General features: G+C 34.8%; 13 protein-coding genes. 9 read left to right on the top strand and 4 right to left on the bottom strand.

Annotation, left to right across the window (positions count from 1 at the left end; genetic code table 11):
* Positions 1-78: 78 nt before the first annotated feature.
* The gene (locus FHP05_RS11815; protein ID WP_147668492.1) at positions 79-1,038 is read left to right on the top strand and encodes a DHH family phosphoesterase; all 960 of its coding nucleotides are present in this window, start codon (positions 79-81) and stop codon (positions 1,036-1,038) included.
* A 61-nt stretch (positions 1,039-1,099) separates the two neighbouring features.
* Here FHP05_RS11815 and FHP05_RS11820 read toward each other — a convergent pair whose 3' ends face one another.
* From FHP05_RS11820 to FHP05_RS11830, 3 genes are all read right to left on the bottom strand, one after another.
* Positions 1,100-1,294, bottom strand: a complete 195-nt coding sequence (locus FHP05_RS11820) for a hypothetical protein (protein ID WP_147668494.1) — start codon at positions 1,292-1,294, stop codon at positions 1,100-1,102.
* Between the two features lie 61 nt (positions 1,295-1,355).
* Positions 1,356-1,847, bottom strand: a complete 492-nt coding sequence (ytrI, locus tag FHP05_RS11825; RefSeq protein ID WP_147668496.1) for a sporulation membrane protein YtrI — start codon at positions 1,845-1,847, stop codon at positions 1,356-1,358.
* Positions 1,847-2,176 (bottom strand): YtrH family sporulation protein, encoded by a 330-nt coding sequence (locus FHP05_RS11830; RefSeq protein WP_147668498.1) that lies wholly within the window; start codon positions 2,174-2,176, stop codon positions 1,847-1,849. Before FHP05_RS11830 ends, ytrI begins: the two co-directional genes overlap by 1 nt.
* Before the next feature lie 131 nt (positions 2,177-2,307).
* Here FHP05_RS11830 and dnaE point away from each other — a divergent pair, with 131 nt between their 5' ends.
* The 8 genes from dnaE (at position 2,308) to FHP05_RS11870 (ending at position 13,028) form a co-directional block, all read left to right on the top strand.
* Positions 2,308-5,658 carry a DNA polymerase III subunit alpha gene (dnaE, locus tag FHP05_RS11835; protein ID WP_147668500.1) on the top strand — a complete coding sequence of 1,117 codons (3,351 nt, stop codon included), beginning with the start codon at positions 2,308-2,310 and terminating at the stop codon, positions 5,656-5,658.
* Positions 5,659-5,824: 166 nt separating this feature from the next.
* The gene (locus FHP05_RS11840; RefSeq protein ID WP_147668502.1) at positions 5,825-7,051 is read left to right on the top strand and encodes an NAD(P)-dependent malic enzyme; all 1,227 of its coding nucleotides are present in this window, start codon (positions 5,825-5,827) and stop codon (positions 7,049-7,051) included.
* A 30-nt stretch (positions 7,052-7,081) separates the two neighbouring features.
* Positions 7,082-7,729: a FadR/GntR family transcriptional regulator gene (locus FHP05_RS11845; RefSeq protein ID WP_147668504.1), complete on the top strand. Its 648-nt coding sequence runs from the start codon at positions 7,082-7,084 to the stop codon at positions 7,727-7,729.
* A gap of 73 nt (positions 7,730-7,802) precedes the next feature.
* The gene (gene accD, locus FHP05_RS11850; protein WP_147668506.1) at positions 7,803-8,663 is read left to right on the top strand and encodes an acetyl-CoA carboxylase, carboxyltransferase subunit beta; all 861 of its coding nucleotides are present in this window, start codon (positions 7,803-7,805) and stop codon (positions 8,661-8,663) included.
* The gene (gene accA, locus FHP05_RS11855; protein ID WP_147668508.1) at positions 8,660-9,613 is read left to right on the top strand and encodes an acetyl-CoA carboxylase carboxyl transferase subunit alpha; all 954 of its coding nucleotides are present in this window, start codon (positions 8,660-8,662) and stop codon (positions 9,611-9,613) included. Before accD ends, accA begins: the two co-directional genes overlap by 4 nt.
* A gap of 234 nt (positions 9,614-9,847) precedes the next feature.
* Positions 9,848-10,807: a 6-phosphofructokinase gene (pfkA, locus tag FHP05_RS11860; protein ID WP_147668510.1), complete on the top strand. Its 960-nt coding sequence runs from the start codon at positions 9,848-9,850 to the stop codon at positions 10,805-10,807.
* 37 nt (positions 10,808-10,844) lie between these two features.
* Positions 10,845-12,605: a pyruvate kinase gene (gene pyk / locus FHP05_RS11865; RefSeq protein WP_147668512.1), complete on the top strand. Its 1,761-nt coding sequence runs from the start codon at positions 10,845-10,847 to the stop codon at positions 12,603-12,605.
* 33 nt (positions 12,606-12,638) lie between these two features.
* Positions 12,639-13,028, top strand: a complete 390-nt coding sequence (locus tag FHP05_RS11870) for an FxsA family protein (protein ID WP_147668514.1) — start codon at positions 12,639-12,641, stop codon at positions 13,026-13,028.
* A 1-nt stretch (position 13,029) separates the two neighbouring features.
* Here FHP05_RS11870 and ytvI read toward each other — a convergent pair whose 3' ends face one another.
* Positions 13,030-14,139 carry a sporulation integral membrane protein YtvI gene (gene ytvI, locus FHP05_RS11875; protein WP_191126339.1) on the bottom strand — a complete coding sequence of 370 codons (1,110 nt, stop codon included), beginning with the start codon at positions 14,137-14,139 and terminating at the stop codon, positions 13,030-13,032.
* Positions 14,140-14,228 lie beyond the last annotated feature (89 nt).

A 14,228-nucleotide genomic window follows, 5' to 3' on the forward strand; every position in this document is an offset into this window, starting at 1 on the left:
TATACAAGTGATTTAACAAAGATGGTATGGATGTACGAAAAAATATAAAACAAGTATTTTATTCGAGGAGATGTATATATGCATTTAGATAAAATTACAGAACTAATCCAAACATATGACAAAATTATTATTCATCGTCATGTTAGACCGGATCCAGATGCCTTAGGTTCACAAGGCGCACTAAAGGAAATTATTCAGTATTCTTTCCCAGATAAAAAGGTATATGCAGTAGGTACAGATGACCCAGCCTATAGCTTTTTGGCGAAAATGGATAAGATATCGGACGATACTTTCAAAGAGGCATTAATTATTGTATGTGATACAGCAAATACCGAAAGAATCGATGATCAGAGGTACACACTAGGAGATAAAATTATCAAAATAGACCATCATCCAAATGTCGATCCATATGGAGATATCAGATGGGTGGATACGACATCTAGTTCGACTTGTGAATTAATTTATGAATGGTTTTTACATGCAAAGTCCCATGGATTCCGTATGACAAAGAATGCGGCTCGTCTATTGTATGCAGGAATTGTAGGGGATACAGGTCGTTTCCTATTTCCAAGTACAACAGCCAAAACATTTACCTATGCAACCGAACTTATCCAATATGACTTTGATCGCCAAGCATTGTATGATGGCTTGTATCGTGTAGGAGAAAATATTGCTAGGCTTAAAGGGCATATTTTACAAAACTTTACAAAGAACGAGACCGGAGCGAGCTTTGTCAAATTAACAATAGATGATCTGGAATATTTCGGAGTGACTGCTTTAGAAACGAGTCAAATTGTGGGGACATTAGGAGATATTGATGGTATCTTAGCTTGGGCAATTTTTGTGGAAGAAGAGGAACAAATTCGAGTTCGTCTCCGTTCGAAAGGTCCAGTGATTAATAAGATAGCAGCAAAATATAATGGTGGAGGACACCCACTTGCATCCGGTGCAAGCATTTATAAATGGGAAGAAGCTTCATATGTAAAAGAAGATATTGAAAAGGCGTGCCAGCAATATAAGGAAGAAGTAAAACAGTAAAAAAAATGGAGGTAAAGGCACCTGTACTCCTTTTATAGGGGGTACAGATTCGCCTTTTAAATTAGGCCTCCTTGTTTTTTATTGGAGTTATATAGCATCCTTTGTTCGTATAATCGAATATAACTGGTATGTTTCTTTGTTCGATTTCTTTTTTCAGTTTATTAATCACCTGTTTTGATTCACTATAAGCAGTGTAGCCGTCCATGATTTGTTTCATTTTCGCATCACAAATACGACGAATTGGAATAACAAGCATAGCAAAAACTCCTTTCCATAACATCATTATATGCAAAGGGTATAGAGAATAGACCATTTTTTTATTTTTCTAATTCTGCTTTCACTTGTATTTTTAAGCGTCTTGCAACAATTAATTTCTTCACTTCAAATGTATATGTGAAATCATGGATTGTGTACGTTTTGTTTTCAATTGTTGCAATTAATAAATCATCACTTTCTGATATATGTTGAATTGGCTTCCCGAGGATTGAATCTAACTCTTCTTTCATCAAATCAACTAATTGGTGGTTAAGCAGTTTATCTAATTTTAATTCTTTTGGATTTGTAATTTGGATATCAATTTCTTCAATAAAACTTGGTTTTTCTAAATCTTCATTTCGATCAAGTAATGCCTTGTTTTGCTTTTGAACATCTGTTAATTCGGATTTTAATGATGTGTTTTCCTCTAATAGTTCTTCATACATGACCCCATACATAAAAATAAAAATTAAATAAGCGATAATCCCACCGAGGACTGTTCCAACAAAAAAGTACTGCCATGATTTTCTTTTGAAAAATGGTGGTATATGCATTATCCAACATCCTCTTGAATAATCCAACTCATTAAAAGCATTCCCGCTTTAACTCCACCCATCGCAGATATAATAAGGAGAATTTGTTTAACCATATCCACTGATGGGCCATCAAGTGCTTTTTCAAAATTAGCGATAGCATCAAAAGTTCCACCAATTGCTGATACTATTGCCCAAATTCTTAGTTTCCTTGCTATTTCACTAATGGCATTAAAAGGAGGTTCACCTGTTGCAAAAGAACCAATACTTCCAATGACACTGCCTCCAACAATGACACCAAAGGCAATAAAGAAACATTGAATAAAGGAAACAAAAAAACGCTCTTCCACATGAAACACTCCCTTATAAAACTTCTAGTTCCATTGTATGAAGGAATTGGACAGGTTATTACGTGATAATATACAGTTTAAATTAAAATTAGTTATAATAGATATAGAGAAAGAAAAGGCAGGGATGATAGATGTCTTTTACACATCTTCAAATTAGAAGTGGTTATAGTTTAATGAATAGTACAATCACCATCGATAAACTTGTAGAACAAGCAAAAAAGCTCCAGTTCGATGCATTAGCATTAACAGATGAGTCAGTCTTGTATGGGGCTATCCCTTTTTATAAAGCATGTAAAAAAGCAGGAATTCAACCAATTATTGGAATGGTCATTCATGTTGCTTCTACAAATATAAAAGAGCCATGTATTGTCCTAGCAAAAAATAATACTGGCTATGAACAACTCATCGCTTTAAGTACAAAAATACAAACCAAAGAAGAAAAGACGATTACAAAAGAAGAGTTAATGGAATTTACAGGGGGATTAATTGGGATTTTACCGGTGTTTGGAAGTTCTTTTGCGGAACCCTTGTTAACTCCTGATTTTAAAAAAGTAGAAGAAATGTTAAATATATGGACAGCTATTTTTGAAGAAAATTCATTCTATCTTGGTGTTCAAGACCATGGAATTGGAACAGAATATAGATTGAATCAAATGGTTAAACACTACCAAGACGCATATCCTTGTATGGCTGTTGCTATTCAGGATGTTCGTTATTTAGATAATACAGGTATAAAAGCATTTAGTTGCTTTCAAACAATGGCTAAAGGGGAAAAGTGGAAATCGCAATATATTAGAGAAGAAGATCGAAATAAATATTTACGCTCTTCTACAGAAATGGAACAGTTATTTTCAGACTGGCCAGAAGTGCTTTTAGAAACAAAGCATATTCAGGAACAGTGTCAGGTGGAAATTGATTTTTCAACGAGGAAATTACCATCTTATCCTGTACCTGATGAAGAGGATTCCACATCTTATTTACGAAGACTATGTGAAGAACAATTACAACAGAAATATCCGATTATAACAGATTTTGTCCGAAAACGTTTTGAAAAAGAATTGAAGACAATTGATTCGATGGGATATAGCGATTATTTTCTCATTGTATGGGATTTTATTAAATATGCAAAAGGGAAAAATATCTTTGTAGGGCCTGGTCGTGGGTCATCAGCAGGGTCTTTGATTGCATATATTCTAGATATTACAGAAGTGGATCCTTTAGAACATCATTTATTATTTGAACGTTTTTTAAATCCCGAAAGAATTTCCATGCCAGATATTGATGTTGACTTTTCTGATCATCGCCGAGATGAAGTAATTGACTATGTGCGAAATAAATATGGATATGATCATGTAGCACAAATTATTACTTTTGGAACATTTGCCCCGAGATCATTAATTCGAGAATTATTAAAAACGTTAGGAATAGATTCACATGATGCAGCATTTATTTTACAATATATACCATTACAAAATAGGCAATCTTTACGGAAAATTATCGGAGAATCAAGTGAATTAAAAGAAGCGATTCGTCAGTCACCATCCATTAAATTGTTATTTTCGATTGCTGTAAAATTAGAAGGCTTACCAAGGCATATTTCGACACATGCTGCAGGTGTGGTTATTAGTGATGAACCTTTAACCAATCATGTACCACTTACAATCGGTACCAATGAAACATCTCTTACACAATATGCAATGGATCAATTGGAAGCAATTGGATTATTAAAATTTGACTTTTTAGGCCTGCGTAATTTGTCTGTATTAGAACAAATAGTCAATTCGATTGCACAAGTAGAAAACCAATCTATTTCTTTGAAAGATATTCCGATAGATGATAAAAAAACGTTTCAAATCTTACAAAGAGGTTTAACAAATGGTGTATTTCAATTGGAATCACAAGGAATGAAACAGGTTTTAAAAAACTTAAAACCAACTGCTTTTTCGGATATTGTAGCTGTTAATGCGTTATACCGTCCTGGTCCGATGGATTTTATTCCTACCTATATTAAAAGAAAACATGGGGAAGAAAAAACGGTCTATCCACATACAGATTTACAATCGATATTAAAAGAAACGTATGGCGTATTAATTTATCAAGAACAAATCATGCAAATCGCCCATCAAATAGCTGGTTTTACATTAGGAGAGGCAGATATTTTACGCCGAGCAGTTAGTAAGAAAAAAGAAGAGTTGATTCAAAGTCAAAAAGAGAAATTTATCCATGGATGTATGGCTAATGGATATACAAAAGAAATAGGGGAGAAACTGTTTGCGTGGATAGTAAGATTTTCCAATTATGGTTTTCCGAAGAGCCATGCTGTCGCATATAGTAAAATTTCATATCAATTAGCCTATTTGAAAGCACATTATCCAGCATCTTTTTTCGCAGAAGTTTTAAGTACTATAGGGAACCAACAAGAGAAATTATTACCATATATAAAAGAAATGAAGTCATTTCAATTACAAATTCTTCCGCCATCCATTAATCATAGCTTTACAAACTATACAGTAGAGAATGGTAATATTCGAATGGGATTATTAGCAATCAAAGGGATAGGCATACAAACTATTAAAGAAATCATTCAGACACGAAAGGGGATACCGTTTAAAGGGTTATTTGATTTTTGCTTGCGAATACCAAATAAAATATTAAAACGTTCTCTCTTAGAAACATTAATTATGGCTGGTGCTTTTGACGAAATACATGCCAATCGTGCTAGTTTATTGGCAACGATTGATAAAGCAATCGTACAAGGTGAATTATTCAAGGAATTTCGGGAACAACCAAGTTTATTCCCAGAACAGATGAAAGCAGCAGAAGAGTATGTAAACATGGAAGATTTTAGTCCCTTTAAGAAATTATATGATGAAAAAGAGTTACTTGGCATGTATGTATCAGAGCATCCATTTAAAAAGGTTCGCCCACAATTAGCAAATAAAGGATATATAACATTACAAGAAACTCCAAAGTTTATTGGGAATCGGCAGATGAAAACAATAGCTATCGCACAGGCAATTAAAAAAATCCGCACAAAGCGGGGAGACCCAATGGCATTTCTTACAATTGCAGATGAAACAGAGGAAATGGATGCCGTTTTATTTCCTGATATGTATCGTGAAATCAATCGTTGGTTAAGAGAAGAAAGTGTTCTAGACATAACAGGAAAAATTGAACAACGTAATAACCAACTCCAGTGGATTATCAATAAAGCAGAGCCGGTATCTAAGGACGAGTTAATACAAACTTATTCTTCTCGTTTATTTATTAAATGGAGAAAAGACGTTGACGAAGAAAAAGCCGCCCAATTTATACGTAAAATTGCCAAAAAATATCCAGGAGACGCAACGGTACTGATTTACCATGAAAGAAAACAAAAAACATACCAATTAAAGTATGTTTTTTTGAACCCAACTGATGCTTGCTTATCTGAGTTAAAAAGTAATTTTGGTGATAAGGCAGTTGTTCTTATGTCTAAGTAACTGTATTTCTTCAGTGAAATGTTTTCATGCAGAATTTGGTTTATGTTATGATAAACTTTACAGATGAATATGATTTGATATAATTAGTTCATTGAATATTTAGGTGGTCTGACCACTAATATATTGAGTTATATAGGATTCTAATTGGCAAAGGAGCGGAATACAATTGAACCTACGAAATGAAGCATTGCATATGCATAAAATTCATAAAGGAAAGCTAACTATTGAGTCAAAAGTTCCTGTAAGAAATGGAAAGGACCTTAGTTTAGCCTATTCGCCAGGAGTTGCAGAACCATGTAAGGTCATTCATGATCAAAGAGAAAAGGTATATGATTATACAATGAAGGGTAACATGGTTGCAGTGGTAAGTGATGGTTCCGCTGTTCTAGGTTTAGGAAATATTGGACCTGAAGCAGCATTACCAGTAATGGAAGGAAAATCTGTACTTTTTAAAAGCTTTGCTGGTGTGGACTCGTTTCCACTTTGTTTGAATACGAATAATGTTGAGGAAATTGTGCAAACTGTAAAATTGTTGGAGCCAACTTTTGGTGGAATTAATTTAGAAGATATTGCTGCTCCGAATTGTTTTATTATTGAAGACCGCCTAAAAAAGGAAACAAATATCCCTATATTCCATGATGATCAACATGGAACTGCTATTGTAACAGTTGCTGGTCTTATAAATGCTCTTAAGATAGTAAACAAATCTTTTTCAGAAATAAAGGTAGTTGCCAATGGGGCAGGTGCTGCAGGTATTGCCATTATTAAATTATTACATAGTTTCGGAGTCCGTAATATTATAATGTGTGATTCGCGTGGTGCTATTTATGAAGGTAGAAAAAATGGGATGAACCCAGTCAAAGATAGAATTGCTAAATTGACTAATTCAGAACGAAAATCAGGTAAATTGGAAGATGTTATCGTTGATGCAGATGTCTTTATCGGTGTATCTGTTGGTGGGGCATTAACAAAAGAAATGATTCAGAAAATGAATAATGACCCAATCATTTTTGCTATGGCAAATCCAGATCCAGAGATTATGCCAGATGATGCGAAAGCAGCTGGTACAAAGGTAATCGGTACTGGGCGTTCTGATTTTCCAAATCAAGTAAATAATGTATTGGCATTCCCAGGTATATTCCGTGGTGCATTAGATGTACGTGCAACTCGAATTAATGAACGTATGAAAGTAGCCGCTGCAAAAGCGATTGCTTCATTGGTTACAAAAGAAGAGTTAAACCCTGACTATGTTATACCAGGCCCATTTGATGATAGAGTTGCACCTATTGTAGCTTCCAGTGTTGCAAAGGCAGCGATGGAATCAGGGGTTGCTCGAATTCATGTTGATCCAGAACAAATTGCTGAAAAAACAAGAAGCCTAACCAAGGATTAATTGCTGGTGTTTTAAGGGAGGAAGATGGCCATGGCATTATCACCGAAACAAAAAGTCTATCAAGAAGTGTTAGATGCTGTAAGAGACTATATTGAGAAGAATGAGTTGAAATCAGGTGATAAGCTCCCTTCAGAAAGGGAAATGGCTGAAAAATTACATGCTGCTCGCTCATCCGTTCGTGAAGCATTTCGAGCAATGGAATTATTAGGGTTAATCGAAACAAGGCGTGGAGAAGGAACTTTTATTAGTTCTTATAACTCCTATCAATCAGTGGAATTATTAGCATCTTTTATTTTACGTGAACATGATAAGAAAAATGATTTAATGCAAGCGAAAGTATTGTTAGAGAAAGAAGCAGCTAAGCTGGCATACTTTCAATTGAAAAAAGGTGATCTTATAGCTTTGCAAAAAATCATTAAGAATACATCTATCAATAGAAAAGATCAACATGTTGGCTTTTTTCAGACAATATTTGATAAAGCGGATAATCTTTTATTAGTGAAAATGTGGCGACTTATGCAGGCATATTCACAAACAATCCACAAATATTCATATGATCATTCATTTTATAGTGCGCTCATAGAATTATATAAAGAAAAGAATTATGAAGCAATTGAAAATTTATTTAATGAATGGTTACATGTAACATATAAAAAGCTTTCATTTACCATAGATTAATCATCTTACAACAAATATAGTAAACATCTCGTAATCGTTTATGGAAGAAATGGAGAAAAAAGGGGGAATTACCTTGCTCAAGGATTTTTTTGGCAAGAAAAAAAGATATGCAACAATCCCAAGCGAACAAGCAAAACAGGACGTTCCTGAAGGGTTAATGAGAAAATGTCAATCCTGTCATAAAATCTATTATCGAAAAGAAGTGAATAAGAATTTGGGAGTATGCCCGAATTGTGATTATCACCATCCATTAACTGCGTGGGAAAGAATTGACAGTCTATTTGATGAAGGGACTTTTGTTGAGTGGGATAAAAACTTAACATCCGGTAATCCATTAGGTTTCCCTGATTATGAGGAAAAATTGGAAAAAGACAAACAAAAAACAGGTTTAAATGAAGGGGTTGTATCTGGTAAGGGATTAATTAATGGACAAGGGGCAGCTTTCAGTGTCATGGATGCAGGCTTTCGTATGGGAAGCATGGGTTCGGTTGTTGGGGAAAAAATAGCTAGAGCAATTGAAAATGCAAGAAAAGAATCCCTTCCATATATTATTTTCACAGCATCTGGTGGAGCTAGGATGCAAGAAGGTGTTTTAAGTCTTATGCAAATGTCTAAAACATCAATTGCATTAAAAAGACACTCAGAAGCAGGAAATTTAATTGTCTCTGTTATGACACATCCGACAACAGGCGGAGTAACAGCCAGTTTCGCTTCTTTAGGAGACTATAATTTCGCAGAACCAAAAGCACTTATTGGATTTGCTGGTAGACGAATTATTGAACAAACGACACGTGAAAAACTACCGGACGATTTTCAAACGGCTGAATTTTTACTTCATCACGGTCAATTAGACCAAGTCATTCACCGCCACGATTTGAAGGAAAAACTAGGTATATTATTAAAACTTCATGTGAAGGGTGGCATGAATTCATGAAACACGTATTAGAATTTGAAAAGCCGATCATTCATTTGAAAGATAAAATCGTTGAATTAAAAAAAATTACAAAAGACAGTGAAATCGACTTACATGATGAAATAACTACATTAGAGAAAAAGCTAGCTGATTTAGAAGATGACGTATACAGTAATTTAAAACCGTGGGACCGAGTACAAATGGCAAGACATCCAGAGCGTCCGACAACATTGGATTATATTGATGAATTGTTTACAGACTTTATGGAATTTCATGGTGATAGGCGTTTTGGTGATGATGCGGCAATTGTTGCAGGAATTGCCTTCTATAAGGATCAGCCTGTAACTATTATCGGGCATCAACGTGGAAAAAAGACAAAAGAAAATATAAGGCGTAATTTCGGAATGCCACACCCTGAAGGATACCGCAAAGCTCTACGTCATATGAAACAAGCAGAAAAGTTTAATAGACCAGTCATTTGTTTTATCGATACGAAAGGTGCCGATCCAGGAAAAGAATCGGAAGAACGTGGACAAAGTGAAGCTATTGCAAGAAATTTAATGGAAATGGGTGGCCTGAAAGTTCCAATCATATGTATTGTAATTGGTGAAGGTGGAAGTGGGGGTGCACTAGCTTTGGGAGTCGGTGATAAAATTCATATGCTAGAAAACTCTACTTATTCTGTCATATCCCCTGAGGGGGCAGCTGCATTACTTTGGAAAGATGCTACATTAGCAAAACGGGCAGCCGAATCAATGAAAATCACATCATATGATTTAAAAGAATTAGAAATAATTGATGAAATTATACCTGAACCAAAAGGTGGAGCACATCAAGATATAGAAAATCAGGCGAAAAACATTGATATTGTTTTAAACGCGACATTAGATAATTTGCAAAGGTTAACAACTAAAGAGTTACTAGAAAAACGTTGGGAAAAATATAAAACAATTGGTGTCTATAACGAATAATAAAAATGTAAAATGGTTGGCGAAATCGCCAACCATTTTATATGTTATGCTGAACTATTTTATTTCCTAATTAGGTCATACTAATACAAGGATTACAGCTCATATAGTAAGTCATATTCATGGCAATAGAACAGATATTCCTTTTTTTATTGATATTTTTCATGTGAGGGATTATCTTTGAATAGGAGATATTCTTTAGTTCAATTGGAAACTATACGTATAGAGGTGGCAATGATGAAAAAATTAGCCGTTTTAACTAGTGGGGGAGATTCTCCAGGAATGAATGCTGCAATTCGTGCCATTACGAGAAAGTCTATTTATCATGGAATAGAAATATATGGAATCATGAATGGTTATCAAGGATTAATTGAAGGTAATATATTTAAAATGGAGGTAGGCTCTGTTGGAGATATTATCCAAAGGGGAGGGACAAAGCTACGTTCTGCCCGCTGTCAGGCATTTAAAACAGACGAAGGACAACAAGCAGGAATAGAACAACTGAAACAAAAAGGGATTGAAGGCTTAATAGTTATTGGTGGTGACGGGACTTTTCGTGGTGCTAAGGCTTTAACGGAGAAAGGTTTTCCTTGTATTGGTGTTCCAGCAACAATTGATAATGATATTGCAGGAACGGACTATACGATTGGTTTTGACACAGCTTTAAATACCATTATTGCTGCCATTGATAAAATTCGAGATACAGCCACATCCCATGAACGTACATATGTAATTGAAGTAATGGGAAGAGATGCTGGTGACTTAGCATTATGGGCCGGTCTTGCGGCTGGAGCAGAAAGTATATTAATACCAGAGAAAACAGATGATATTTCAGAAGTTGTCCATCGCATTCAACGCGGACACGAACGTGGAAAAAAGCATAGTATTATTATTCTTGCTGAGGGTGTTGCAAGTGGAATCGACTATGGAAAAAGATTAGAAGAAGCAACAAACTTAGAAGTAAGAGTGACTGTGTTAGGTCATATCCAACGTGGAGGTTCACCAACAGCATTTGATCGTGTTTTAGCTAGTCGCCTTGGAGCAAAAGCGGTTGATTTATTGCTCCATGGACAAGCAGGGCAAATGGTAGGTATGAGTGAAAATAAACTTGTCAACTATGATATTGCACATGTATTATCCATAGAACATGCAATTGAGGATAAAATGTATCAATTATCGAAAGAAATATCTATTTAAGTTATGTTCTGTTTTATAAATTTTGAGGAGGTATATTATGAGAAAAACAAAAATTGTATGTACGATAGGACCTGCATCTGAATCACTTGAGGTGTTAAAACAACTTATACGATCTGGAATGAATGTTGCACGTCTCAACTTTTCCCATGGAAATTATGAAGAGCACGCTAACCGGATTAAATTAATACGTGAAGCTGCAAATGAAGTTGGAAAAACCGTCGCTATTTTATTAGATACAAAAGGACCTGAAATTAGAACAGGACTGATTGAAAATGGTGAAGCAAATATTAAACAAGGAAATATCATCACGATTACCATGAATGAAATTGTAGGAAATGAAGAGCGATTCTCTGTTACATATCGTAATTTAATCCAAGATGTTCAACCAGGATCTAAAATTCTTATTGATGATGGACTGATTGAACTAGAAGTATTGGAAGTGGATCAAGAGAAACAAGAAATAAAAACAAAAGCATTAAATTCTGGTCTTATAAAAGATCATAAAGGGGTTAATGTTCCTAATGTTTCTGTGAATTTACCAGGGATTACAGAAAAAGATGCCAATGATATTAAATTTGGCATTGAACATGATATTGACTTTATTGCTGCATCATTTGTACGTCGTGCTTCAGATGTTTATGAAATTAGGGAGTTATTAGAAGCAAATCATGCGGAACATATCCAAATCATTCCTAAAATTGAAAACCAAGAAGGTGTCGATAACATTGAAAGTATTTTAGAAATTAGTGATGGCATCATGGTTGCAAGAGGAGATTTAGGTGTGGAGATCCCGGCAGAAGATGTACCATTAGTACAGAAAGATTTAATTCGCCAATGTAGTTTGGCCGGAAAACCAGTGATTATTGCGACACAAATGTTAGATTCAATGGAAAGAAACCCTCGCCCAACACGTGCAGAAGCATCTGACGTAGCAAATGCTATATTCGATGGAACAGATGCGATTATGCTTTCTGGGGAAACAGCTGCAGGAAAATATCCAGTAGAAGCGGTTCAAACGATGGCAAGTATTGCATTAAAGGCTGAAACAGGTTTAGATCATCAGGCAATCTTAAAAGCACATTCTAAATCTATTGATATGACAATCACAGATGCCATAAGCCAATCTGTATCACATACTGCCATGAATTTAGATGTAAGTGCGATTATCACACCAACAGAAAGCGGATTTACTGCTAGAATGATATCAAAATATCGTCCGAAAACACCAATTATTGCAGTAACATCATCCGAAAAAGTGAATCGTCAATTATGTCTTGTTTGGGGAGTCCACTCTGCTCTTGGAACAAAAACAAGTTCAACAGATGATATGTTAGACATAGCGATTGATAAAGCCTTACATACAAATCTAGTTGAACGTGGAAGTAGGGTTATTATTACAGCCGGTGTTCCTGTTGGAGAAAGTGGCACAACCAACTTGCTAAAGGTTCATATTATTGGCGATGTCATTGCAAAAGGCCAAGGGATTGGAAAACGAAGTGCATATGGTAAAGCTGTTCTAGTCAAATCGGCTGAAGAGGCAAATGAAAAGGTGGACTTTGGTGATATTATTGTAGCGTATGGAACAGATAAGGAAATGATACCAGCTATTGAAAAAGCAAGTGGAATTATCGCTGAAGAAGGTGGCCTTACTTCTCATGCTGCTATTGTTGGATTAGAGCTTGGAATACCCGTGATTGTCGGAGTATCAAATGGTTTTGATATTATTCAAGATGGTCAAGAAGTTACGATTGATGGAGCAAAAGGTGATATTTATAATGGCCATGCAAGTGTATTATAATCTATAAAAAGATATTTTCTGGGGGGAGATAATATGCGACTAATTTGGCTTGTGTTATTAATTGTTTCCGCATTGGAAATTGGTGTATTTGTTTGGATAGGTGGCTTGATAGGGCCATGGTGGGTAGTACTTCTCATTATTCTAACAGGGATTATTGGTATAACCTTGGCAAAAAAGCAAGGAATGGACACAATAAGGCGTGCCCAAGCCTCCCTTCATTATGGAAAAGTACCTAAAGAGGAAATTTTTGATGGTATTTGTATCTTAATTGGTGCGATCTTTCTAATCACTCCAGGTTTTATTACAGATATTTTAGGTTTTATTTTTATTCTACCTGTCACAAGAGGTATTTTTAAAACACGGTTGTATAAACTAGTAAAAAAATGGATAGAAAAAAATACCATTACATTCGGAAAATGGTAAATTAAGTTCCTTTAATAAAGTTCCAAATGGCTGAAAATAAACCAATTTCCATAAAAACAGTTAGTATAATTAGAATAATTGGTGTAAAAATAATGCTACTAGCCCCCCATATTTGCCATGTAATAAATAAAACAAATATAGCGAGTAATGGATTTATTCCGATACTTGTTGCCATAATTTTTGGTTCCAAGATCTGTCTTGAAATAACGATGATTCCGTAAAGGATGCTTAATCCGATCGTTAATGGATAATTTTCAGTGAGGAATGTATATACTACCCATGGAATGAAAATTATCCCAGTCCCAATTAATGGCAATATATCTGTAATGGCAGCAACGACGGTAATTGTAAAGGCATGTTTGATTTGTAAAAGACTTAATCCGATAAAAAGTATCATTGCAGATATACCAACAAGGATCCCTTGTGCTTTTACATAACCTGAACAAGCCTTTTTGAAATGTGTGATAAATTGATTACCTTTATAAATAAGGGAAGCTGGTACAACATGTGCCAGTTTTCTTTTTAAAAAGTACCAATCTTTTATAAAAAAGAATGATGCTAACATAACAACGAAAAAGATAATGATGGAAGAAGGGACAAAAGATAGAAATACAGGAATGTGGCTGAATGTATCCTGTAAAAGATTCGTCCCTGTCTCTAATAAGTAATTGATGAGTTGTTGAAAACTATCTTCTATAAATATTTTGGACTGTGGATGGAATGTTTGAAATACCGTTATTAATTTTTCATAATAAGGTAATAAATATTGGTTTGTCAGCTTATCTATTTGCTGAATAAAAAACTGGTAATATGTTGGTGTTTCGTCTGCCAAATAGATCAATCCTTGGATAAATTCTGAAAAAATGAGAATGAAAAGTCCAAAGAAAACAATCAACGCACTTGCCATTGTTAGAATTGTTGCTATAGATCTAGAAAGATGCAGTCCTTTCTCTATTGCTGTAACAATCGGATGGATAACATAAGCAATGACAATCGCTAGTAAAAAAGGATATGTATATGAAATAAACCATTTCATGAAAAAGAAGAAACAAAACACAAAACACAAAATAAGAAGACTACGCAATACACCGAAAACTATTTGCTTATACATGTAAATAACCCCATTTTTTCCCCCTAGTAAATGTGTTATTAACATATGAATGATTAATAAAAATTAGACTAGCTATCCATATTATTAAA

This window comes from Cerasibacillus terrae (assembly GCF_008039555.1).
In the GTDB taxonomy this organism is placed as follows: Bacteria; Bacillota; Bacilli; order Bacillales; family Amphibacillaceae; genus Cerasibacillus; species Cerasibacillus terrae.

Bases quoted from the DNA above. Each gene is read 5' to 3' on its own strand.
- FHP05_RS11815 (WP_147668492.1), top strand. From the start codon at position 79: ATGCATTTAGATAAAATTACAGAACTAATCCAAACATATGACAAAATT.
- FHP05_RS11820 (WP_147668494.1), bottom strand. From the start codon at position 1,294: ATGCTTGTTATTCCAATTCGTCGTATTTGTGATGCGAAAATGAAACAA.
- ytrI (WP_147668496.1), bottom strand. From the start codon at position 1,847: ATGCATATACCACCATTTTTCAAAAGAAAATCATGGCAGTACTTTTTT.
- dnaE (WP_147668500.1), top strand. From the start codon at position 2,308: ATGTCTTTTACACATCTTCAAATTAGAAGTGGTTATAGTTTAATGAAT.
- FHP05_RS11845 (WP_147668504.1), top strand. From the start codon at position 7,082: ATGGCATTATCACCGAAACAAAAAGTCTATCAAGAAGTGTTAGATGCT.
- accA (WP_147668508.1), top strand. From the start codon at position 8,660: ATGAAACACGTATTAGAATTTGAAAAGCCGATCATTCATTTGAAAGAT.
- pfkA (WP_147668510.1), top strand. From the start codon at position 9,848: ATGAAAAAATTAGCCGTTTTAACTAGTGGGGGAGATTCTCCAGGAATG.
- pyk (WP_147668512.1), top strand. From the start codon at position 10,845: ATGAGAAAAACAAAAATTGTATGTACGATAGGACCTGCATCTGAATCA.
- FHP05_RS11870 (WP_147668514.1), top strand. From the start codon at position 12,639: ATGCGACTAATTTGGCTTGTGTTATTAATTGTTTCCGCATTGGAAATT.
- ytvI (WP_191126339.1), bottom strand. From the start codon at position 14,139: ATGTATAAGCAAATAGTTTTCGGTGTATTGCGTAGTCTTCTTATTTTG.